Here is a 21,328-nt window from a genome sequence, read left to right on the forward strand (position 1 = left end):
GGCGGCAGGGGGGCCGGGCTGCGGGCCGGCTCCGCAGCCGATGACGGGGCGCCGCCGGTGCCGGGGCTGAGGGGATGGAGACGTGCCAGGGTGAACTCGGCCCGCTTCTCCTTGACCCCGTCCTGGCGGGTGACGGTGTTCATGCGCAACCGGCCCTCGAGCACGAAGCGCTGGCCCACCTGCACCCTGTTCTGGAGATCCTGGGCCAGGTTCCCCCAGCCCACCACCTTCAGCTGGCCCGGGGGATCATCGGGCCGCAGACCCTCGATCTGGACGGCCATTTCGGCCACCGGCGTCTGGTTGTCCTGGGTGTATCGCACCTGGGGCGCCTCCAGGACCTCCACCTCCAGCAAGCAGTGATTCACGCCCGGACCAACGGATGGGAGGACCCATCCTGATGCATCCGCCCCACGGGATCCAGGCCGATCCGCCCGGTCGTGCCGGCGGCTGCGAGGGGAGCGGCGAGGGCGGCGATGGTGGCGGCCGGATCTGGCTGGTGGCCGGCACGGGGGAAGGGCCGCCCCTGGCCCGGGAGCTCCTGGCCAGGGGCTGGCGGGTGAAGGTCTCGCTGGTGAGCCGGGCCGCCGCCCTGGCCTATGGCGCCCATCCCCGCCAGGAGCTGGCGGTGGGGGCGATCGGGGGGACCGACGGGCCTGCGGCCGGAATCGCCGCCGAACTGGCCGACGCCGGACTCCGGGGTGCCCCCTACACCTGGGTGATCGATGCGACCCACCCCTTCGCCACCCGCATCAGCGCCGCCCTGGCCGAGGGCTGCGCGGCCCGCTCCCAGCCCCTGCTGCGGCTGCTGCGACCCGACCTGAACGCCGCCGGCGCCGAGTCCCTGGACGATCTGGCCGGCCTCGGGCGCCTCTGCCGGCCGGGGGATCGGCTGCTGCTGGCCATCGGCGCCCGCCGCCTGGCCGAGGCCGTGGCGGCCTCCCCGGGGGTGCTGCATCACGCGCGTCTGCTGCCCCAGGGCGACGCCCTGGCGACGGCCCTGGCCGCCGGGCTGGCGCCGCAGCGGCTGGCCCCCCTGCGGCCCGGCGGCGACGGCCGCATCGAGCGCGCCCTCTGCCGCCACTGGCAGATCGACACCGTGCTCTGCCGCCGCTCCGGGGGTGCCAACGAAGAGCGCTGGCACCGCATCTGCGCCGCCCTGGGTCTGCGCCTGCTGCTCCTGGAGCGGCCCGGGGAGCCCGCCCGGGTGGAGGCCCTGCCCCTGGAGGACCTGCTGGATCAGCTGGGCGAAAGTGGATCTGGTGGCTGACTCCTGACCCCACCCACCTCCATGCCCACACCCCTCAGCCTGGTGCTCACCACCGAAGCCGACCGGGAGCGGGCCGAGGCCCTGGCCCGGGAGCTGCTGGAGCGGGGCCTGGTGGCCTGCGCCAGCCTGCACCCGGTGGTGTCGCTCTACCGCTGGCAGGGCCGGCTGGAGCGCAGCGAGGAGGTGCAGCTGCTGCTCAAGACGACCCCCGCCCATCTGGAGGGGTTGCGCCGCGCCCTGGGGGAGCTGCACAGCTACGACACCCCCGAATGGATCCACTGGACGGCCGCCAGCGACGGTCCCTACGGCCGCTGGCTGCTGGAGCAGCTGCCGCTCAGCCCAGGTGGCGGGCCACCAGCTCCGGCAGGGAGGCCTGGGGACGGGGACCCAGCTGGGTGACCACCTGGCCGGCACAGAGCGAACCGAGCCGTCCGCAGCGCTCCAGGCTCTCGCCGCGGGTGTGGCCGTAGAGGAAGCCGGCGGCGTAGAGGTCACCGGCGCCGGTGGTGTCCACCAGGGGACCGAGGTGGAAGGGCTCGATCGCCAGGGTCGTCTCGCCACTCAGCAGCACCGAGCCCTGCTCGCTGCGGGTGAGGGCCGCCACTTTGCAGCGGCCGCGGACCTGGTCGGCCGCCGCCTCGAAGCTGTCGGCGCCGTAGAGGGCGGTGATCTCCATCTCGTTGGCGAACAGCACGTCGACATGGCCGTCGACCAGCTCCAGGAAGCTCTCCCGGTGGCGCTCGACGCAGAAGGCATCCGAGAGGGAGAGGGCCACCTCGCCGCCGCTGGCGCGCATCACCTCGGCGGCGGCGATGAAGGCGCGCTTGGCCTCCTCGCTGTCCCAGAGGTAGCCCTCCAGATACAGCACCTTCGCCTGGCGCACCATCTCCAGGTCGAGGTCGGCGGGGTCCAGCCCCACCGACGCCCCCAGGTAGGTGCACATGGTGCGCTGGGCATCGGGGGTGACCAGGATCAGGCAGCGGGCGGTGGAGGGACCGCTGGCGGCCGGGGGGGTCTCGAAGCTGGCCCCCACGGCCCGGATGTCGTGGGCGAAGATCGCCCCGAGCTGGTCGTCCCGGACCCGGCCGATGAAGCCCGCCTGGCCGCCCAGCTGGGCGATGCCCGCCAGGGTGTTGGCGGCCGAGCCACCGGAGGTCTCCAGGCCGGCGCCGACGCTGGCGTAGAGCCGTTCGGCTTGCGCCTCATCCACCAGGGCCATGGTGCCCTTGGTGAGGCCGTGGGCCTCGAGGAAGGCGTCGTCGGCCTGGACGAGGACGTCGACGATGGCATTGCCGATGCCGACCACGTCGAAGCGCTTGGCGGTGCTGGTCAAGGGGATCCGGGAGGGGGGTGAGGAGAGCCGGGGAAGGGAGGCGAGGGACTGAGGCGAGGGACTGAGGCGCGGGAGGGGGCCGCCGGATCAGACGCTGAGCAGGGCGCGCTTGGGGCCGTGGATCGGATCCTCGACGACGATCGTCTGGTCGCGCTGGGCGCCGAGGGAGACGATGGCGATCGGCACTTCCATCAGCTCGGCCAGGAAGCGCAGGTAGGCCATGGCGGTGGGGGGCAGATCCTCCAGGCTGCGGCAGTCGGCGGTGGAGCACTGCCAGCCGGGCAGGCTGCGGAAGACGGGCCGGCAGCGGGCGAATTCGTCGGAGCTGCTGGGGAAGTAGTCGATGCGGCGGCCGTCGAGCTCGTAGGCGACGCAGACCTGGATCTCGTCCAGCTCATCCAGGACATCGAGCTTGGTGATCGCCAGGCAGTCGAGGCCGTTCACCTGCACCGCGTAGCGGCCGATCACCCCGTCGAACCAGCCGCAACGGCGCCGACGGCCGGTGGTGGTGCCGAACTCACCGCCCCGGTCGCAGAGGTGGTCGTTGAGGCTGCCCTCCAGCTCGGTGGGGAACGGACCTTCGCCCACCCGGGTGGTGTAGGCCTTGGCCACGCCGATCACCCGGTCGATCAGGGTGGGCCCGACGCCGGCGCCGATGCAGGCACCACCCGACACCGGGTTGGAGGAGGTGACGTAGGGGTAAGTGCCGTGGTCGAGGTCGAGCAGGGTGCCCTGGGCACCCTCGAAGAGGATGTTCTTGCGGGCCCGGGCCGCCTCGTGGATGGTGCGGGTGCAGTCCACCACGTGGGGGGCCAGCCGGCGGCCGTAGGCGGCGTACTCCTCGATCACCGCCTCCGGATCCAGGGCGGGGATCCCATAGACCTTCTCGAGCAGGTCGTTCTTCTCGGCCAGGGGCCCCAGCAGGCGATCGCGCAGGCAGTCGGCATCGAGCAGGTCGATCACCCGGATGCCGTTGCGCTCGGACTTGTCGGCGTAGGTGGGCCCGATGCCACGGCCGGTGGTGCCGATGCGGCGGTCGCCGCGACGCTGCTCCATCGCCAGGTCGAGCAGGCGGTGGTAGGGCATCGTCACGTGGGCCGTGGAGGCCAGCTTCAGCCCGGAGACATCGATCTCCAGCTCCAGCAGGGTGTCGATCTCGCCGAGCATGACCTTGGGATCCACCACCGTGCCCGACCCGATCAGGCAGATGGTGTCCGGGTAGAGGATCCCCGACGGGATCAGGTGCAGCTTGAGGACCCGGTCCTCGACGACGATGGTGTGCCCGGCGTTGACCCCGCCCTGATAGCGGACCACGACATCGGCGGAGCGACTCAGCAGATCGGTGATCTTGCCTTTCCCTTCGTCACCCCATTGCGCACCGATGACGACAACATTGGCCAAGGAAACAGCGGCCCGGAGCCGCTTCTAAGCACAAGGGGAGAGCTTCTCAGATCGAGGCCCCCTACGTCAAAGAATCAGGCCCCGCGCACCGCCGTTGCTTCAGCTTTCTTGAGCTCCTTCTCCAGGCGGCTGCGCAGGGGATCGGGCAGGGGGCGGTTGGCGTAACCGGCGTAGTGGGCCGCCAGCGCGTTGACGGCGGTCTGCATGGTGGTGAAGGAGGCCAGGCCGTGGATGTCCTGGCGGGGCCGGTAGAGGGCGGTGTAGCCGTTGATCAACTGGCGGGCCTGCACCTCCGCCTCCTGGCGGGCGGGGTCGTCCTGGGGCAGGGCGATGGTGGTCAGCAGGGTCTGGGCCACGCTGACGGTGTCATCGACGTAGTTGCCGCTGAGGCCGCCGGGGGCCTGGCTGCAGCCGCTCAGTCCGAGGCAGAGACACAGGCCGAGGGCCAGAAGGGGACGGAGCAGGCTGCGGCGCAGGAAGGCGACCAAGGGAGGAACGGCGTCTGGCGAAATCCTACGGGGATGCACCCTGGAGCCCGAGGAGCTGCACGAGCTCCTCGAGGGCGGCGTCCGCCGTCAGGTCCCGCTTGCCGGTGCCGCCGCTGCGGTCCACCAGTTCCACCGTGCGCTCACCGGCGCCCCGGCCCACCACCAGCCGCCAGGGGATGCCGATCAGATCGGCGTCCTTGAACTTCACCCCGGCCCGCTCGGGGCGGTCGTCCAGCAGGACATCGATCCGGGCGCCCTGCAGGCGGCCGTAGAGCTCCTCGGCCAGGGCCACCTGGACCGGATCCTGACTGCTGGCGATGACGATGATCACCGTGTAGGGGGCGATCGCCACGGGCCAGCGGATGCCCTCGGCATCGTGGTTCTGCTCCACGGCGGCCTGGGCCAGGCGCGAGACGCCGATGCCGTAGCAACCCATCCACAGGGCTTCGTCCTCGCCGGCCTCATTGGTGAAGCGGGCCTCCAGGGCCTCGGAGTACTTCCGCCCCAGCTGGAAGATGTGGCCGACCTCGATGCCGCGGGCCGCCTCCAGCCGCTGGGAGGGGTCGTGCAGGCAGCGCTCGCCCGGCTGGGCCGCGCGCAGGTCCACCACCTCCGGGAGCGGGCAGAGCTCGCCCCAGCGGGCCCCCACCAGGTGCTCGTCAACGCGGTTGGCGCCGCAGACGAACGCCTCCAGCTCGGCGGCGGAGGGGTCGACAAGACGCAGCAGGGGGGCGGACGCGGTCCGGGGGTCCGCCTGGCGCAGCAGGGGGTCCGGCAGGTGGGGGCCCAGGAAGCCGAAGGGCACGGGCGCGTCGAGGTGATCGGCGACCAGCGGCACGATCTCCAGCAGGGCGCCGGCGTCCGGGCAACGGGCCGTCACCGCATTGGCCAGCTTGACCTCGTTGAGCAGCTGGTCGCCCCGCAGGCACACCTGCACCCCGCGGGCGGGCGCGGCGGCGAAGCGGGCCAGCAGCAGCAGCACCTTCACCGTCTGGGTGGGATCGAAGCCATGGGCCGTGCAGAGGTCCTCGATGCTCGTCTGGTCCGGGGTGGCCAGGGTCCGGCAGGGGCCGGCCGGCAGGGGAACGGCGGGCGCCGGCAGGGAGACCGCCCTCTCCTGATTGGCGGCGTAGCGGCCGTCGGGGCTGGCCAGGATCAGGTCCTCGCCGGCCTCGGCGGTGACCATGAACTCCTGGCTGGCGGAACCGCCGATGGCGCCGCTGTCGGCCTCGACCGCCACGGCCCGCAGGCCGCAGCGCTCGAAGATGCGTCGGTAGGCCCCGTCCATGGCGGCGTAGGTGCGCCGCAGGCAGGCCTCATCGGCATGGAAGGAATAGGCGTCCTTCATGATGAATTCCCGCCCCCGCATCAGGCCGAAGCGGGGCCGGATCTCATCGCGGAACTTGGTCTGGATCTGGTACAGACAGACCGGCAGCTGGCGGTAGGAGCGCAGCAGGTCGGCCGCCAGTTCGGTGACCACCTCCTCATGGGTGGGGCCGAGCCCGAGGGACCGCTCCTGGCGATCGATCAGGTGGAACATGATCCCCTCCCCGGCGGTGTAGCCGTCCCAGCGGCCACTGCGGCGCCAGAGATCGGCGGGCTGCAGCTGGGGCAGCAGGGTTTCGAGCGCGTCCACGGCGGCCATCTCCTCGCGGACGATGGCGGAGACCTTCTGGAGCACCCGCCAGAGCAGGGGCAGGTAGGCGAAGATCCCGGGCGCCAGCCGGCGCATGTAGCCGGCTCGGAGCAGCAGCTTGTGGGAGGTGATCTCGGCTTCGGCCGGGTCGTCGCGAAGCGTCACCAGCATCAGGCGGGAGACGCGCATGGAGAAAGTCCGGTTCGGCGCTGGACGCTATCACCGCCGGTCCGGTCAAACGGATGGCTGGCCCCGGGAGCAAGTTGCCGCAACGACACTGCCCCTGACGGCGGTGGGCCCGCGACGGAAAACTCTGCTAAGGTCGGCCGTTAGTCCAGTGCGTCCAACGACAGTCTCATGCTTGCTCACCCTGCACAGGTCGGCTCACCAGCAGGCGGTTCCACCGCTTCGCCGGCCGCGCCGCTGGCCCTGCAGGGTGAATCCCGCACCGAGACCGAAACCCTGATCGGCATCGATGAGGTTCAGCGCTCCCTGAACCGATCCCGCGCCTCGGTGTACCGCTACACCAACACCGATCCCCGCAATCTCAACCCCCCCTTCAATCCCCGCAAGCTCAATCCCGAATACCGCAGCGACCAGAAGGAGCCCCTGGTCTTCCACCCCCACGAAGTGGCCCGCTTCGCCCGGGACGTGCTGCGCATCAAGGAGGTGACGGTGGAGGTGCTCAACTCGCCCTCCACCGCCACCCAGCAGCTGCTGGCGTCGATCCTGGAGGAGCTGCGGGCGATCCGCGCCCGGCTCGACGGGGCCGAGGTTCCTCCCGCCGACCTGCAGCTGCACAGGCACTCCCAGTCCCGGCCGGCCGCCTGAGAACCGCCCGCCCGCGTAGGGGCCTCCCGCGTCACGTCACCCTGTCGTTCTGTCGTCGCCGGGGGCCAATCGTGCCGATCGGTGGCACAATCGTTCCAAATCACCTTTGTTCTCCGTCCAGTGCACCGGGCCACGCCGCTGCACGAACGCATGGATCACGCCCGACCCGACCGTTCCCCGTCCCGTTCCCGTTCCCATCGCGGAACCAGCGCCGCCCTCGCCTCCGCGGCCAGCCTCCCGGGCCTCACCACGACAGGGGCCATCCCCGCCGGTCTCAGCTCCTTCCTTGATGGTGGCGACGCTGACTCCAGTGGAGACCCGGACAGTCCGGGCCCCCGAACGCCCCTCCCCCGTCCCTCCGCTTCCGGAGGATCCACCCGCAGCGGCAGAACCCCCGGAACCGGGGCCGATGCCGCGGCTGCACTCTTCTTCGATCAACCCTTCGGTGCCCTCGGCGGCGTCCTGCTGGGTCTGCTGACCCTGCTGGTGCCCTTGGCCGGTGTGGTCACGGACCGGCCGTTTCTCCCCGGCCAGCAGGAGACTGGGGATAGTGGCTTCAGGCCCGTCGCTGTAGCAGAAAGCCCTGGAAGTCGAGGGCCTGGAAGAACGGCGCCGGATCGCTGAGGCCGGCGGCCTCCGCCAGGGCCGTGAGCCGGGCGATGCCGATGGGATGGAACCCCTGGATCTGGGCGGTGAGATCCACCGCCTCGCCATCCACCCCGCTGGCCCGCTGGAAGCAGCGCCAGGCCTGCGCCACCTGGGCCGAGAGGGGGGAGCGCTCCGGGCGCATCAGGTCGACCAGCACCAGCTGCCCCTGGGGCCGGAGGCTGCGGGCCAGGGCGGAGAGGAAGGCCAGCTTGGTGCCGTCGTCGGGGAGGGACTGCAGCACCAGCACCGACAGGGCACCGTCGAAGCGGGCCTCGGCCCCCAGCTGCTCCACCGTGGCGTGATGCCACTCGATCCGGCCCCGGTTCTGCAGCCGCTGCCGTGCCACCGCCAGCATCTCCGCCGAGGGATCGATGGCCGTGAGCTGCCAGTCCGGCCGCTGGGCGTCGGCCTCCAGCAGCTCGGCCCCCGTGCCGCATCCCGCCACCAGCACGGCGGCGTCCTGGCGCGAGGCCAGGGGGGAAGAGGCGAGCAGGGCCACCGAAAGGCGGGCAAGGCTGGCGTAGCCGGGGATCAGCTGCTGCACCACCAGGTCGTAGGTGCCTTGCCGGGCCGGGGAGGGGTCGGAGGAGAGCAAGGTCTGCTGGCAACCCGTCCATCGTAGGCAGCCCCTTCCGACCCTCCCGATCCTTTCTCATGGCAACGAAACCGGGATCGAACGGACGCGGTGTGACCTAAGTTGGGCGGCGCCCCTCACCCCCGATCGACCGTGCCCACCATCCGTTTCGAAAAGGAAGGCCAGCAGGTTGGTTGCATTGAAGGGGCCAATCTCCGCAAGGCGGCCCTTGATGCCGGCGTGAATCCCTACACCGGCCTCAACAACCTCAACAACTGCGGTGGCCTCGGCCAGTGCGGCACCTGCGTCGTCGAGGTGGTGGAGGGGGCCCGCAACCTCTCCCCCCGCAGCGACGTGGAGGAGGTCTACCTGGCGGATCGGCCCGCGAGCTACCGCCTCAGCTGCCGCACCACCGTCAACGGCGACGTGACCATCCGCACCAAGCCGGACTCCGGGGTGGGCAAGGGCTCCAACAGCCTGGTCGGGGCCCTCAAGGCGCTGGTCGGCCGCAAGTAGGCACCATGGCCGACGACCAGGTCGGGCCCGTCCTCTATCAGTACGCCGGCTGCGGCACCTGCCGCAAGGCCCTGGCCTGGCTGAGGGAACGGCAGATTCCCTTCGACGCCATCGACATCACCACCTGCCCCCCGTCCCTGGACCTGCTGGCCGCGGCCCACGAGCAGCTGGGCGGTTTCGGCCGGCTGTTCAACACCAGTGGCCAGAGCTACCGGGCCCTGGGGGCCGCCACCGTCAAGGCGATGGACAGGGACACGGCCCTGGCCGCCCTGGCGGCCGACGGGCGCCTGATCAAGCGTCCCTTCCTGGTCACCACCTCCGGCCGCATCCTCACCGGGTTCCGTCCCGAGGAATGGCAGGAGCTGCTGGGCTAGGTCGCGTCGTTCTGCTCCTGGGGCCCCTGGGCCCCCTTCACCATCAGCTGATCGAGCTCCTCGATCAGCCCCTCGATCCCGGACCGGCTGATCTGGCTCAGGTAGTTGCCCTTGAACTCCTCGAGGAAGGTGCACAGCAGCTGCTGGGAGCGCTCCAGGGCAGGACCGCTCTCCAGGGCATCGGCCAGTTCCTCCCAGAAGCGGTCGATGAAGCGCTGCAGCAGCTCCAGCTGCTGGTCGTCGCGGCGGCTGAGCCGCTCGCCGGTGGTACGGGTGAGGTCGAGCAGGCTCTCCACCATCCCGCCGGCCAGCTGGCGGCTGAGGCCCTTCTCCACCTGCAGCACGGGCTGGAGCTGGCGCAGGCCCGGCGGCACGATGGCGTTCTGCAGGCTCTGCTGCAGGGCATGGCCGAGCACCCCCTGGAGCTCGGGGGCCAGGCGCGGGGCCACCCGCACCAGCAGCAGGGGGCCCCAGATCCGCACCAGTTCCACCAGCTCCCGCTCGTCGTTGCTGACGACCGTCTGATGGCTGCGCAGGGCCCGGATCCGCATCGGCCAGCGGCGCGAGCGGATCAGCTGCTGAAGGCCGTCGATCAGCTGCAGGGCCAGCACCTCGAACAGCTCCACCGCCAGCAGGGCCACCACCGCCCGGCTGATCACCGCCCGCAGCGGTTCGATGCTGATCAGGCCACTGGTGTGGAGCCGCTCCAGCACCGGCACCACCCGCAGCAGCCGCCAGAAGGGCAGCAGCAGGGGCAGGTCGATCCAGCGCCGCAACAGGGCCCGGTTCCAGCTCAGACCGGGCAGGCGGCGGCGCAGCCGGTAGGCCCGCAGCAGGATGTCGAGAGCGAAGACGCTCTGGAAGAGCAGCAGGTCGTAGCGCCAGAAATGGTCGGTGGGCCGGCCGTTCTCATCGATCGAACGCCAGTAGGTGGTGGCCACCAGGGGCAGCACCTGATGGCGCCAGAACAGCCGCTCCTGGGGCCAGGGATGGGCGTCGATCCAGGCGGGGCTCAGCAGCAGCGCCGCCGCCTGCTTGGCCGAGTCCCGGTCGGCCCGCTGGCGCAGGCGGTTCTTGATCTTCTCCAGGGTGCCGGAGGCACCCGAGGCCTGCATCGGATTGGAATCGATCATCTCGACGGTGAGCCGCACCTGCTCCGCCAGCAGCTGGCGCTGGATCGGCGTGGTCGTCCCCGGGGGGCCCTGGCTCAGGGCCGCATCCATCCGGTCGAACTGGCGCAGGTAGGCCTGGGTCTCCCGGTGCGGCTCGATCCCCTTGATCGGATCCACCCAGGGGGTGATGTCGGGGATGAAGGTGAGCGGCACCGCCAGGGGCACCGACGGCAGTGGGTAGAGGTTGCGCTGCAGCCAGAAGGTGCGCAGGGGGATGTAGCTGATGTCGAAGGCCACCCAGAGCAGGTTCAGGGCGGCCCAGAGCGCCACAAAGCGATCCCAGCGCCGGCCCAGCCGGCTCGAAGGCGCGGCCAGGCTCTGGTGCCAGCGTGGGCGTGCCATCGGGGACGCGGCGGGCGGGTGCGTGCCTAATCTGCCTCCCGACCATGGAACCTGCCGCACGAACCCCTTGAGCCCCTCGGATCCACCGGCCGACCACGGCGCCCACGACGAGCCGACGCCCCCCCCGGAGCCGCAGCGTCGCCAGGAGGAGCGGGAGGAGAGCCCCTGGGCCTTCTGGCGCAGCGTCCTGATCACCCTGGCGGTGGCCCTGGGCATCCGCCAGTTCCTGCTGGAGGCCCGCTACATCCCCTCCGGCTCCATGCTGCCGGGGCTGCAGCTCCAGGACCGGCTGCTGGTGGAGAAGCTGTCCTTCCGCCAGCGCCCCCCCCGGCGCGGCGAGGTGGTGGTGTTCCGTTCGCCGTACCACTTCGATCCGATCCTCACCGGGCCGACCAAGCCGGGGGCGCTGCGCTGCCTGCTGGTCAACCTCCCCCTGATCGGCTCCCTGCCCGGGATCCAGCAGCCGGCCTGCGATGCCTACATCAAGCGGGTGATCGGCCTGCCCGGCGAGCGGGTGGTGGCCGACCCCCGCGGCCGGGTCAGCATCAACGGCCGTCCCCTCGACGAGCCCTACGTCAAGAACTACTGCCCGGTCGATCGCCAGGGGGTCGGCCCCTGCCGCACCATCGACGTGGTGGTGCCCCCCGGCCATCTCGTGGTGATGGGCGACAACCGGGCCAACAGCTGGGATGCCCGTTTCTGGCCGGGCGGGCCGCTGCTGCCGGAAAGCGAACTGATCGGCCGGGCCTTCTGGCGCTTCTTCCCGTTCAGCTCGGCCGGTCCGCTGCCAGAACCCAACGCCCAGGATCGCTGAGCCCAGAGGCCAGCACCCGTCCCTGCAACGGCCGCCCCCGGCAGGGGCGGTTGGCCGCCAGGGAACCATCGGGGGCGTCCTCCCAGCGCCAGGAGCGGCGGGGATCGAACAGCAGCCACTGGCCCGTGCCGGCGGCCAGGGCCGGCTCCGGCAGGCCCAGGAAGCGGGCGGGGCCCCAGCAGAGCGCCTGCCAGAGCTGCTCCGGCCGCCAGCCCCGGCATCCCACCAGTTCCTCCCACAGCAGCGGCAGCACCAGGCCGTGACCCGCTACGCCGGGGCGGCGCTGGTCGAGGGGCAGCAGCTCCTCCTCCGCATCCAGGGCGATGTGGTGCACCGCGACGGCGCTGATGACCCCGTCCGCCAGGGCATCGATCAGGGCCCTCCTGTCGGCCGGTCCCCCCAGGGACGGCTCCACCAGCCACCCCTCATCGGCGGGATCGAGGCCGCCGCTGTCGGCGACCAGATGCCACCAGCCCACCGAGGCCAGCGGCGGGCGGCCATGGCGCCGCAGCCGGGCCACCGCCTCGGCGGTGGAGACATTCATCAGCCGCAGGCCGGCGGCGGGCAGGTCGTCGGCCAGGGTGAGCAGGGTTTCGAGGGGGAGGGTTTCGCTGCCGGGGGGGTCGAGGGGCCAGCCCGCCCGCAGGGCCTCCACCCGCTCCCGCACGAACCCCCGCCGGGCCAGGGACCCGTCCCGTGGCGGCAGCAGCACCGGCCGGTCGCCCATCTCCCCGAGCCGCAGGCCGCGCTCCAGCAGATCGAGCGGCGGCAGGGCCGACCCGGCCGCCAGGCCGCAGGCGCCGGCGGCCAGCTGGTCGCCGTGGGGAGCCAGGTCCCGGTCGAGGCCATCGACGCTGAAGCTGCCCCAGCGGAGCAGCCGCATCGGTTCCGGCCAGCTCCAGGCCAGCCGTTCCGGCCGGTCGCGCCAGCTGGAGGCCCAGGGCAGCAGGGCCACGGTGCCATACCCGCCCGAGGCGGCAGCCTCCCCGAGGCTGGCCAGGGTTTCGGCCCGCCCCTGCAGCGGGTCCTCCAGCACGCTGTGGGGATCCACCAGCGCCGGCCCCAGCCAGCAGCCCTCGGCGTCGAACGTGGCGACGCCAGCCACGTCCGGCTCCGGATCGATCGCCCGCAGCACCCGGTCCTCCAGGAGCACGTCGGCCCGCCGGGGCGGCCGCCCCGGGGCCTCCAGCAGAGTCACCCCGCGGATCAGCAGCTGACGGACCATGGCAGGGGCCTCGAAGGGGTGGGCGGGCTAGAGGGCGCCGGCTGCCGTGCGGTCAATCACGCCCCCCAGGTGGGCCGTGAGGTTCAGGGCGCTGACCACCGGCGGCGCCGTCGCCCCCCGGGGATAGTCGATCACGGTCACCCCCCCGTTCCCCTGCTTGATGGCCCAGATGTCGGCGGGGGAGAGGCCGAGCAGGGCGCAGAGGATGGTCTTGTTGACCGCATCATGGGCCACCACCAGGGCCGTTTCCTGGGGATCCAGTCCGGCGACGATCCGGTTCCAGGCGGCCAGCGACCGGTCCCAGACCTCACCGATGGTCTCCCCTTCGGGCATCTGCACGGTCTCGGGGGTGCGCTTCCAGGCAGCGAGGAGGTCGGGCCAGCCGGCGGCGATCTCGCTTTCCAGCCGGCCCTCCCAGAGGCCGTGGCCGATCTCCCGCAGCCCCCGGGTGGTGGTGAGGGGCACGCCGGGATGGGAGCCCAGGATCACCTCGGCGGTGCGCAGGGGGCGGGCCATGTCGCTGCTGTAGGCGCGCTGCAGCGGGATCGGGGCCAGGAAGGCCCGCGCCGCCTCCGCCTGGGCCAGGCCGTGGCCATTGAGGGGGATGTCGATCTGGCCCTGGAACCGTCCCTCCCGGTTCCAGTCGGTCTCGCCATGGCGCACCAGCAGCAGGCGACACCCCGGCCCGGCCGGCGGCAGCGCCGTGCCCAGGTGGGCGGTGCCGTTGAGGGACTCCAGCTGCACCGAGGGCGGCCCACCCTCGCCGCGGACCAGGTTGAGCACCGAGATGGAGGCGTTGTCGAGCCTGAGCCGCAGGAAGCCGCTCGCCGGAAGGCCGAGCAGGTGCAGCACCAGGCAGCGCAGGATGGCGTTGTGGGCCACCACCAGCACGGTGTCGTCGTCACCGTGGCGGGCCAGCAGCTGATCGGCGAAACGGCCCGCCTGCTCCAGCAGCTCGGGCACCGGCAGAAAACGGCTGCCATCGGCACGCTGCAGCTCCATGGTCTCGGGGGCCTCGCGCCAGCGGCGCTCCTGCTCCGGATCCACGGCCCGCACCTCGCTGCGCAGCAAGCCGCTCCAGGGCGCCAGATCGATCTCCAGCAGATCGTCGTCGAAAACGGGGGCCAGCGGCGAGCCGTGGCTGGCCAGCAGGGCGGCCGTGGTGGCGCTGGCCCGCTGCAGCGGCGAGCTGTAGACGGCGGTGAAGCCGAGCTCCGCCAGGGCCTCCCCCGTGCGACGGGCCTGGAGCTGCCCCTCCTCGGTGAGGTTGGAGAGGTCGTCACGGCCCTGGATGCGGTGCTCCAGGTTGAAGCTGCTCAGCCCATGGCGGACCAGCACGATGCGAAGGGGCAAGGTGCTTGTGGCGCAGGCGAGGCCATCGTATGGGACGGGCCGTGGCCGGGCGCAGGGGAGAATCAGCACCCATCGCCGCCGAGGTGGTCCGGTTGAACGGAACCCCTTCCCGATCCGGACCGCCCGCCTCCCCCCCGGGCTGGAAGAGCCTCCTTGCCCTGCTCAGCCTGGCGCTCTGCGCCCTGCTCTGGGTGGGCGGACTGATCGACAGCCTTGAGCGGCCCTCGGTGGTCGATTCCCTCAGCCTGCGGCAGCTGGAGCTGGCGGCCCTGGCGGCCGAAGCGGTTCCAGAGGGGCTGCGGCCGCTGCTCAGCGGCGAGGACCCGCGCCGGGAGCTGGCCGATGAACTCCGGCGCCAGATGGAGGCCGCCGAGGAGCCGCCGCTGGCGGTGCGCCGCCTCGAACGGGCCCTGCTGGAGCGCGACGCCGGGACCGCGGCATCCCTGGACGACGCCATCGAACTGCGGCAGCTGGCGACCCAGGTGGACGCCGTGCGCCGTCCCCTGATCCAGGCGCTGCTCGACGGACGGCCCGTGGCGGCGGAGCAGCGGCAGCAGCTCCTCGCCCCCTGGGCGGCTCCCCTGATGGTGCAGCAGCTGGTCTGTGAACAGCTGCCGGGGGACCCGGGCGCCTGTCCGGCCGAGGAGCGGTCCCTCCGGCTGCTGCTGATGCTCCTGGCGGTGACCACCCTGCCGGCCCTGTTCCTGCTGGTGGGGGCCGCCCTGCTGCTCCGTCAGGGCTGGCTGGCCTGGCGTCAGCGGCTTCCGGCGGCACCCCCGCTGGTGGGGCCGCCCCTGAGCCCCGTCGATGTGACCCTGCTGATCGCCGGCGGTTTCGTGGTGCTCGGCGAAGTCTTGGTGCCGATGGTGGTGCAGCCGCCACTGCAGATCGTCCTGCAGCGCCTGGCCGCCCCGAGGGCCCTCAGCCAGGGCATCGAGGTGCTCGTGCTCTACGCCGCCCTGATGGCCGCCCCGCTGCTGCTGCTGGCCCTGATGCTGCCGCGGCGCGGGGCTCCTCCGGCGGGGGGCTGGCTGCAGTGGAGATGGCGGCCGGCCGGGTCCGCCCTCGGCGGTGCCCTGGCCAGCCTGTTGATGGTGCTGCCGGTGGTGACGGCCTCCAGCTGGGCGATCGACAGGATCTGGGTCGACCCGGGCGGCAGCAATCCCCTGCTCGACCTCGTCCTGACCAGTGCCGACCCCCTGGCGCTGGCCTGTTTCGCCCTCACCGCCCTGGTGGTGGCCCCCCTGTTCGAGGAGGTCCTCTTCCGGGGGGTGCTGCTGCCGGTGGCGGGTCAGCGACTGGGTGGAGCCGGCGCGGTGGTGCTGAGCGCGGCCGTGTTCGCGATCGCCCATCTGAGCCTCTCGGAACTGGCCCCGCTGTTCGTGCTCGGCCTGGGCCTGGGCTGGCTGCGCTGGCGCAGCGGCCGACTGGGAAGCGCCGTGCTGATGCACGCCCTCTGGAACGGGATGACCTTCATGAATCTCCTCTTTCTCGCCGACTGACAGCGCTTGCTGCGGTCCCTGATGGGTGGTTCACTTGCGCAGTGCCTTCCAGGTCCCTTGGCCGCCTCTCCCGCCCCCCGCAGCCAGAATCCGCTGCCGAAACCGAGGCCCTTGCAGAGGCCCCTGCAGCTGATCGAGGGGTCCCTCTCGGCGCGCAGGATCGAACGCCAGGCCCCTTGGCTGGCCGGACTGCATCGGATCAGCAGCGGAGCCCTGGTGGGGCTGGGATTCTCGATGCTCGGCCTGAGCGCCCTCACCCTGCACTGGCAGAACCAGTGGGCCTACAGCTTCGCCAAGCTGGAAGCCTCCAAGACCCTCGAGCACCGCATGCAGGAATCGTCCGCCCTGCTCGAGCAGCATCACCTCAGCCTGGTGCGGCGCCCCGGCCTGCTGGAGCCCACCAGCAGCGCCAAGCTCATCCATCTGCCTGAGCCCCGCAGCAGCCGCCCCCGCGCGCCCCTGCCGCTGCTGGCCGGCTTCCAGCTGCGGGCCATGCCGGCCGGCTACTGATGCCCCCCGCTTCCCGTTCCGGGCCTGGCGGCTTCCGCCCCCCGGCGACCGCCGCCGGGGGCGGACGCCGCCCCAGAGGGGGCGCAACCCGTCGGGTGGTGGAGATCCAGCCGATCCCCGCCGGCCGCATGCTCGCGGTCTATCTCCTGCTCTGCGCGGCCCTGGTCGGGCTGGCGGGACGGCTGGCCTGGCTGCAGGTGGTCCAGACCTCCGAGCTCCAGGCCCGGGCCCGGGCCATCCAGACCCATGCGGTCACCCCCATCGGCAAACGGCGCACCATCGTCGACCGGATGGGCCGGCTGGTGGCCCTCGACGAAGAGCGCTACACCCTCTGGGCCCACCCGCGCTACTTCAACCTTCCCGGCGACGAGCCCCAGCAGATCCGTCCCCCCGCCGATGTGGTCCGGGAGCTGTCCAAGGTGCTGGCCAGGCCGCCCTCCGACCTGCTGCAGACCATCGGCAGCCGCCGCAGCGGCGTCAAGCTCGCCACCGGCCTGGATCCGGAAACGGCCCACCGGGTCAAGGAGCTCGGCATCAGCGGCCTCGATCTGGAGGCCTACCCCCAGCGGGTCTACCCCCAGGGGTCCCTGTTCGCCAATGTGGTGGGTTTCCTCAACCTGGAAAGGGTCGCCCAGGCGGGCCTGGAGCAGAGCCGGGACCGGGACCTGCGCCGCCAGGAGGTGACCCTGAGCATGCGCCGCGGCGCCGACGGCACCCCCCTCCCCGACGGCCTCCAGGCCGGGGCGCTCTACGGCGACGACCTGCGGCTCCAGCTCACCCTCGATGCCCGCCTGCAGCAGGTGGCCCAGCAGGCGCTGACCAAGCAGGTGAAGCAGTGGCGAGCCAAGCAGGGCGCGGCTCTGGTGATGAATGCCCGCAACGGCGAAATCCTGGCCCTGGCCTCCACCCCCACCTACGACCCCAACCGGTTCTGGAGCTACAGCCCCGCCCTGTTCCGCGAGTGGTCGGTGCAGGATCTCTACGAACCCGGCTCCACCTTCAAGCCCATCAACCTGGCCCTGGCCCTGCAGGAGAAAGCCATCCGCCCCGACGAGAAGGTGAACGACGTCGGCCAGCTGACGATCGGTGGCTGGCCGATCTTCAACCATGACCGCCGCGCCAACGGCCTGATCGACTTCCCCACGGTGCTCCAGGTGTCCAGCAACGTGGGCATGGTGAAAGCCATGTCCCATGTGAAACGCGATCGCTTCTGGCACTGGCTGCGGGCCTTCGGCATCGACGAGATGCCGGACACGGACCTGCCCGGGGCCGTGGCCGGCCAGCTGAAGAGCCGCAGCGAGTTCACCTCGGCACCGATCGAGCCCGCGGTCGCCGCCTTCGGCCAGGGCTTCTCCCTGACCCCCCTCAAGCTGCTGCAGTTGCACGGGATGCTCGCCAACGGCGGCCGGCTGGTGAGCCCCCACATCACCCGCGGTCTCCGCTCCGGCGATGCCCTGGCCAGCGCCACCGCCGCCACGGGCGTCCAGCTGCTGGATCCGGCCGTCACCCGCACCGTCGTCGACTGGATGGAGACCGTGGTGGACAACGGCTCGGGCAAGGGGATGAAGATCCCCGGCTACCGGATCGCCGGCAAGACGGGCACGGCCCAGAAGGCCCGCAACGGGGTTTACATCCCCGGGGCCCGGATCTGCAGCTTCGTGGCGATCCTGCCGGCGAATGATCCCAGCTACGTGGTGCTGGTGGTGGTCGACGAGCCCCAGGGGGGGAATGCCTATGGCTCCACCGTGGCCCTGCCGGTGGCCCGTCAGATCGCCGAGGCCCTGCTGGTGATCGAGAAGGTGCCCCCCAGCCAGCCCACCGCCCGGGTCACCGCCAAGGCCACCCGCTCCTGAGCCAGCCTGTCCTCATTCCCACAACCTCCTTGCATCCCCGAAGGAGGCCATGGCTAGCGTCGGAGCCAGCAGACATCGCGCCCGACACCGTTCCACGATGGCCAACCTTCTCGAACAACTGGCCGCCATGACCGTGGTCGTGGCCGACACCGGCGACATCGACGCGATCCGTCAGTTCACGCCGCGGGATGCCACCACCAACCCGTCCCTGATCCTGGCCGCCGCCCAGATCCCCACCTACCAGGACCTGATCGACCGCTCCCTGCGTGAATCCCGGGAGGTGATCGGTGCCGAGGCCCCCGCCGAGGACGTGGTGCGCGAGGCCATCGATGAGATCAGCGTCACCTTCGGCAAGGAGATCCTCAGGATCGTCCCGGGGCGGGTCTCCACCGAGGTGGATGCGCGCCTCAGCTACGACACCGAGGCCACCATCACCAAAGCCCGCAAACTGATCGGCCTCTACGCCCAGGCGGGCATCGGCACCGACCGGGTGCTGATCAAGATCGCCTCCACCTGGGAGGGGATCAAGGCGGCGGAGGTGCTTGAGCGCGAGGGGATCCACTGCAACCTCACCCTGCTGTTCGGCTTCGCCCAGGCCGTGGCCTGCGCCGAGGCGGGCATCACCCTGATCTCGCCGTTCGTGGGGCGCATCCTCGACTGGTACAAGAAATCCACTGGTCGCGACAGCTATCCCGGGGCGGAGGATCCCGGCGTGCTCTCGGTGACGCGGATCTTCAACTACTTCAAGACCCACGGCTACGGCACCGAGGTGATGGGGGCCAGCTTCCGCAACATCGACGAGATCGTCGAACTGGCGGGCTGCGACCTGCTGACCATCTCCCCGACCCTGATGGACCAGCTGCGCCAGAGCGACGGCCTGCTGGAACGCCGCCTCGATGCCGCCCATCCGGGCGCCAGCGAAGCCAGAATCCACGTCGATGAGGCCACCTTCCGCACGATGATGGCGGACGATGCCATGGCCAGCGAGAAGCTCGATGAGGGCATCCGCGGCTTCTCAAAAGCGATCGAGACCCTGGAAGGCCAGCTGGCCCATCGCCTGGCCGTGATCGAGGGCGGTGCCGCCTTCACCCACGCGGTGCACGAGATCTTCCTGCTCAACGATCTCGACGGGGACGGCTGCATCACCCGGGAGGAATGGCTCGGCAGCGATGCCGTCTTCGATGCCCTCGACACCGACAATGACGGCCGCCTCGCCCCCGAGGATGTGCGCGGCGGCCTGGGTGCTCCGCTGGCGATCAGCCGCTGAAGGTCGGGCCGCCCGGCAGCGGCCCCGTCCTTGATCGGATGTTCACCTTGATGGGCAAGGATGGATCCCCGTTCAGCTCACGCATGGCCCACACCGTCCACGCCCTTGACACCATGCGCGCCCTCGCCGACAAGGGTGAGGTGAGGGACGTGGAGGCCGGTTCCGTCATCTTTCGGGCGGGGGAGCCCGGCGACTGCATGTTCGGCCTGCTGGAGGGGACGGTGCGGCTCAGCTGGAACGCCGATGCCGGCCACGAGGACATCCAGGCCGGCGACGTCTTCGGGGCCGGGGCCCTGGTCACCCAGGACCACCGCCGCTACGGCCATGCCACGGCCCTCACCCCCTGCCGGCTGCTGGTCATGAACCGCGAGAAGTTCCTGTTCGCCGTCCAGGAGGCGCCCATGTTCGCCATCGAGCTGCTGGGCTCCATCGACCAGCGCCTGCGGGACCTCAAGGGCGCCAGCCGGTCCTGAGGGCCGCCGGAGCCTCCGGCGCCCTGGCACGGCGACCCGAGCCGCTCCCTCAGCCCCGCTGGAACAGCAGCCGGCGGATGACCCGCTGGGCGATCTCGCCGTAGCCCATCTCCCCGGACAGGATCTGGGCGATGCGCTGGGGCGCGGTGGGCCGCTTGATGCCGAGCTGGTACCCCACCCGCGGCACCCGGTAGAAGACCTGGGCGATGCGTTTGCCCCAGGCCATCGAATCACCCCAGGCCTCGCGCATCCGCAGGCTGTAATGCTCCAGGGCCGGGCCGTCGCCCTCGAGCCAGCGGTCGAGGGCCGCGGCCGCTTCGCAGCCGCTCAGCAGGGACGGGCGCAGGCCCTCGGCCAGGAAGGGATCGCAGAGCGAGGCGGCATCTCCGACCGCCACCAGGCCCGGGCCATGGAGGGGGTGGTGGCCGTTCCAGAGGCGCAGCTGGCCGTGGCGCCGCTCCCCCGCCGATTCCGGCAGCCCCAGGCTGGGCAGCAGGGCGGAGAGCACCGCCCCGCTGTCCGCCTCCTGCTGGCCGACGAAGGTGCCCACCCCGATGCTGTAGCCGCCCCGGCGGGGAAACACCCAGCAGAAGCCGTGGTGCACCAGGCCGAACTCGAAGCGGGCCATGTCGGCGGGATCGGGATCCGCCGCCACCTCCACCGAGACGGTGGCGGCGAAGCGGGGCCGGGCCGGCCCCAGGCCCAGGGGCGCCGCAAAGCGGGAGCCCGACCCATCGGCGATCACCACGGCCCTGGCCCGCAGCTGGAGATCCCCCGGACCGGCGACATCCCAGAGGCCATCGTCACGGCGCTCGATCCGCTCGGCCCGGCAGCCATGGCGCAGGTCGCAGCCCGCCTGGACGGCCTGCTCCGCCAGGAAGGCGTCGAGGACGCTGCGGCGCACGATCCAGAACGGAGCCTCCCCGGGCAGCTCGGCCGTGACCGGATCCTCCAGGCACCAGGTGAACCGCACCCGGCGGATCACCTGGTCGACGGCGGGGGCCAGATCGAAGGGGAACCAGCGCTGCACCGAGGCGGCCATGCCGCCGCCGCAGGGCTTGGACCGTCCCGGGGGCTGGGCCTCCAGCAGGATCACCCGCCGGCCCCGGTGGGCCAGGTGGAACGCCGCCGCGCCGCCGGCGGGGCCAGCCCCGACGACGATCACGTCGGCATCGGCAGGGCTGCTCACACCTTGAGGATGTCGGCTTCCTTCTCCGCCAGGTGCTTCTCCAGCTCGGCGATGTAGCGATCGGTCAGCTTCTGGACCTTCTCCTGCTCGTCGTGGCTCTGGTCCTCGGAGAGCTCACCGTCCTTCTCCTGCTTCTTGATCCTGTCGACGCCCTCACGGCGGAGGTTGCGCAGACCCACCTTGCCCTCCTCGGCGTACCTGGCCGCGAGCTTGCAGAGCTCCTTGCGGCGGTCCTCGGTGAGGGGCGGGATGTTGATGCGGATCACCCGGCCGTCGTTGTTGGGGGTGAGGCCCAGATCACTCATGGCGATGGCCTTCTCGATCAGCGCCATCGAGCCCTTGTCGAAGGGCTGAATCTGGATCGTCTGGGCGTCGGGGGTGGAGATCGTCGCCAGGGACTTGAGCGGCGTGTCGGAGCCGTAGTACTCGACGGTCAGCTTGTCGAGCAGGGAGGGGTTGGCCCGACCGGTGCGGATGGTGTTGAAGGTGCGCTGGGTGGCTTCCACCGACTTGCGCATGCTGGCTTCGAGATCCATGGCAGGGGAAGGGGGTGGGGAGGG

The 21,328-nt window shown here is 71.4% G+C and carries 22 protein-coding genes; 11 read left to right on the forward strand and 11 right to left on the reverse strand.

Features of this window, described 5'->3' with window-relative positions:
* On the reverse strand, positions 1-365 hold a 365-nt coding region (locus KUG38_RS13000; RefSeq protein WP_216922355.1), incomplete at its 3' end, for a single-stranded DNA-binding protein.
* A 32-nt stretch (positions 366-397) separates the two neighbouring features.
* Here KUG38_RS13000 and KUG38_RS13005 point away from each other — a divergent pair.
* The gene (locus KUG38_RS13005; protein ID WP_216922357.1) at positions 398-1,267 is read left to right on the forward strand and encodes a precorrin-6A/cobalt-precorrin-6A reductase; all 870 of its coding nucleotides are present in this window, start codon (positions 398-400) and stop codon (positions 1,265-1,267) included.
* A 21-nt stretch (positions 1,268-1,288) separates the two neighbouring features.
* Positions 1,289-1,666 carry a divalent-cation tolerance protein CutA gene (gene cutA / locus KUG38_RS13010; RefSeq protein ID WP_216922360.1) on the forward strand — a complete coding sequence of 126 codons (378 nt, stop codon included), beginning with the start codon at positions 1,289-1,291 and terminating at the stop codon, positions 1,664-1,666.
* Here the strand turns inward: cutA and KUG38_RS13015 are convergent.
* From KUG38_RS13015 to KUG38_RS13030, 4 genes are all read right to left on the reverse strand, one after another.
* Positions 1,602-2,600: an adenosine kinase gene (locus KUG38_RS13015; RefSeq protein ID WP_216922362.1), complete on the reverse strand. Its 999-nt coding sequence runs from the start codon at positions 2,598-2,600 to the stop codon at positions 1,602-1,604. The genes cutA and KUG38_RS13015 overlap by 65 nt on opposite strands.
* Before the next feature lie 87 nt (positions 2,601-2,687).
* Positions 2,688-4,001, reverse strand: a complete 1,314-nt coding sequence (locus KUG38_RS13020) for an adenylosuccinate synthase (protein WP_094587394.1) — start codon at positions 3,999-4,001, stop codon at positions 2,688-2,690.
* 74 nt (positions 4,002-4,075) lie between these two features.
* Positions 4,076-4,489: a photosystem II protein Psb27 gene (gene psb27, locus KUG38_RS13025; protein WP_094587393.1), complete on the reverse strand. Its 414-nt coding sequence runs from the start codon at positions 4,487-4,489 to the stop codon at positions 4,076-4,078.
* A 25-nt stretch (positions 4,490-4,514) separates the two neighbouring features.
* On the reverse strand, positions 4,515-6,314 hold the full coding sequence (locus KUG38_RS13030) for a proline--tRNA ligase (RefSeq protein ID WP_216922363.1): 1,800 nt from the start codon (positions 6,312-6,314) through the stop codon (positions 4,515-4,517).
* A 168-nt stretch (positions 6,315-6,482) separates the two neighbouring features.
* Between KUG38_RS13030 and KUG38_RS13035 the strand changes: the two genes are divergently transcribed.
* Positions 6,483-6,956 carry a DUF8631 domain-containing protein gene (locus tag KUG38_RS13035; RefSeq protein ID WP_286196017.1) on the forward strand — a complete coding sequence of 158 codons (474 nt, stop codon included), beginning with the start codon at positions 6,483-6,485 and terminating at the stop codon, positions 6,954-6,956.
* A 556-nt stretch (positions 6,957-7,512) separates the two neighbouring features.
* Here KUG38_RS13035 and KUG38_RS13040 read toward each other — a convergent pair.
* Positions 7,513-8,199 carry a class I SAM-dependent methyltransferase gene (locus KUG38_RS13040; protein ID WP_216922365.1) on the reverse strand — a complete coding sequence of 229 codons (687 nt, stop codon included), beginning with the start codon at positions 8,197-8,199 and terminating at the stop codon, positions 7,513-7,515.
* Between the two features lie 132 nt (positions 8,200-8,331).
* On the opposite strand from KUG38_RS13040, the gene KUG38_RS13045 reads away from it, so the two are divergent.
* On the forward strand, positions 8,332-8,694 hold the full coding sequence (locus tag KUG38_RS13045) for a 2Fe-2S iron-sulfur cluster-binding protein (protein ID WP_094587390.1): 363 nt from the start codon (positions 8,332-8,334) through the stop codon (positions 8,692-8,694).
* A 5-nt stretch (positions 8,695-8,699) separates the two neighbouring features.
* Positions 8,700-9,068, forward strand: coding sequence for a Spx/MgsR family RNA polymerase-binding regulatory protein (locus tag KUG38_RS13050; protein WP_216922367.1), 369 nt, complete (start codon positions 8,700-8,702; stop codon positions 9,066-9,068).
* On the opposite strand, the gene KUG38_RS13055 is transcribed toward KUG38_RS13050, so the two are convergent.
* On the reverse strand, positions 9,065-10,582 hold the full coding sequence (locus KUG38_RS13055) for a hypothetical protein (RefSeq protein WP_216922369.1): 1,518 nt from the start codon (positions 10,580-10,582) through the stop codon (positions 9,065-9,067). The genes KUG38_RS13050 and KUG38_RS13055 overlap by 4 nt on opposite strands.
* A 67-nt stretch (positions 10,583-10,649) precedes the next feature.
* On the opposite strand from KUG38_RS13055, the gene lepB reads away from it, so the two are divergent.
* On the forward strand, positions 10,650-11,396 hold the full coding sequence (gene lepB / locus KUG38_RS13060; protein ID WP_216922371.1) for a signal peptidase I: 747 nt from the start codon (positions 10,650-10,652) through the stop codon (positions 11,394-11,396).
* Here lepB and KUG38_RS13065 read toward each other — a convergent pair.
* The gene (locus tag KUG38_RS13065; RefSeq protein WP_216922373.1) at positions 11,350-12,621 is read right to left on the reverse strand and encodes an amidohydrolase family protein; all 1,272 of its coding nucleotides are present in this window, start codon (positions 12,619-12,621) and stop codon (positions 11,350-11,352) included. The genes lepB and KUG38_RS13065 overlap by 47 nt on opposite strands.
* Before the next feature lie 27 nt (positions 12,622-12,648).
* Positions 12,649-13,974, reverse strand: a complete 1,326-nt coding sequence (locus KUG38_RS13070; protein WP_216922375.1) for a histidine phosphatase family protein — start codon at positions 13,972-13,974, stop codon at positions 12,649-12,651.
* An 83-nt stretch (positions 13,975-14,057) separates the two neighbouring features.
* Between KUG38_RS13070 and KUG38_RS13075 the strand changes: the two genes are divergently transcribed.
* From KUG38_RS13075 to KUG38_RS13095, 5 genes are all read left to right on the forward strand, one after another.
* Positions 14,058-15,476, forward strand: a complete 1,419-nt coding sequence (locus tag KUG38_RS13075) for a CPBP family intramembrane glutamic endopeptidase (protein WP_353617817.1) — start codon at positions 14,058-14,060, stop codon at positions 15,474-15,476.
* 111 nt (positions 15,477-15,587) lie between these two features.
* Positions 15,588-15,986, forward strand: coding sequence for a hypothetical protein (locus KUG38_RS13080; RefSeq protein WP_286196019.1), 399 nt, complete (start codon positions 15,588-15,590; stop codon positions 15,984-15,986).
* The gene (locus KUG38_RS13085; RefSeq protein ID WP_216922378.1) at positions 15,986-17,839 is read left to right on the forward strand and encodes a peptidoglycan D,D-transpeptidase FtsI family protein; all 1,854 of its coding nucleotides are present in this window, start codon (positions 15,986-15,988) and stop codon (positions 17,837-17,839) included. Before KUG38_RS13080 ends, KUG38_RS13085 begins: the two co-directional genes overlap by 1 nt.
* Before the next feature lie 97 nt (positions 17,840-17,936).
* A complete protein-coding gene (locus KUG38_RS13090; protein WP_216922380.1) occupies positions 17,937-19,106 on the forward strand; it encodes a transaldolase in 1,170 nt (389 codons plus the stop codon).
* 83 nt (positions 19,107-19,189) lie between these two features.
* Complete coding sequence (locus KUG38_RS13095; RefSeq protein WP_015107737.1) at positions 19,190-19,579, forward strand: Crp/Fnr family transcriptional regulator; 390 nt, start codon at positions 19,190-19,192, stop codon at positions 19,577-19,579.
* A 49-nt stretch (positions 19,580-19,628) separates the two neighbouring features.
* Here KUG38_RS13095 and KUG38_RS13100 read toward each other — a convergent pair whose 3' ends face one another.
* A complete protein-coding gene (locus KUG38_RS13100) occupies positions 19,629-20,768 on the reverse strand; it encodes an NAD(P)/FAD-dependent oxidoreductase (protein WP_216922382.1) in 1,140 nt (379 codons plus the stop codon).
* Positions 20,765-21,304, reverse strand: coding sequence for a ribosome recycling factor (gene frr / locus KUG38_RS13105; RefSeq protein WP_094587378.1), 540 nt, complete (start codon positions 21,302-21,304; stop codon positions 20,765-20,767). The genes KUG38_RS13100 and frr overlap by 4 nt, the downstream gene beginning before the upstream one ends.
* Positions 21,305-21,328 lie beyond the last annotated feature (24 nt).

It is taken from the genome of Synechococcus sp. CCAP 1479/9, from assembly GCF_019038535.1.
In the GTDB taxonomy this organism is placed as follows: Bacteria; Cyanobacteriota; Cyanobacteriia; order PCC-6307; family Cyanobiaceae; genus Cyanobium.

Excerpts from the sequence above, each read along its gene's own strand:
- KUG38_RS13030 (WP_216922363.1), bottom strand. The coding sequence starts at position 6,314 with ATGCGCGTCTCCCGCCTGATGCTGGTGACGCTTCGCGACGACCCGGCC.
- KUG38_RS13095 (WP_015107737.1), top strand. The coding sequence starts at position 19,190 with ATGGCCCACACCGTCCACGCCCTTGACACCATGCGCGCCCTCGCCGAC.
- KUG38_RS13055 (WP_216922369.1), bottom strand. The coding sequence starts at position 10,582 with ATGGCACGCCCACGCTGGCACCAGAGCCTGGCCGCGCCTTCGAGCCGG.
- KUG38_RS13090 (WP_216922380.1), top strand. The coding sequence starts at position 17,937 with ATGGCCAACCTTCTCGAACAACTGGCCGCCATGACCGTGGTCGTGGCC.
- KUG38_RS13085 (WP_216922378.1), top strand. The coding sequence starts at position 15,986 with ATGCCCCCCGCTTCCCGTTCCGGGCCTGGCGGCTTCCGCCCCCCGGCG.
- KUG38_RS13005 (WP_216922357.1), top strand. The coding sequence starts at position 398 with ATGCATCCGCCCCACGGGATCCAGGCCGATCCGCCCGGTCGTGCCGGC.
- KUG38_RS13035 (WP_286196017.1), top strand. The coding sequence starts at position 6,483 with ATGCTTGCTCACCCTGCACAGGTCGGCTCACCAGCAGGCGGTTCCACC.
- KUG38_RS13050 (WP_216922367.1), top strand. The coding sequence starts at position 8,700 with ATGGCCGACGACCAGGTCGGGCCCGTCCTCTATCAGTACGCCGGCTGC.
- KUG38_RS13065 (WP_216922373.1), bottom strand. The coding sequence starts at position 12,621 with ATGGTCCGTCAGCTGCTGATCCGCGGGGTGACTCTGCTGGAGGCCCCG.
- frr (WP_094587378.1), bottom strand. The coding sequence starts at position 21,304 with ATGGATCTCGAAGCCAGCATGCGCAAGTCGGTGGAAGCCACCCAGCGC.
- cutA (WP_216922360.1), top strand. The coding sequence starts at position 1,289 with ATGCCCACACCCCTCAGCCTGGTGCTCACCACCGAAGCCGACCGGGAG.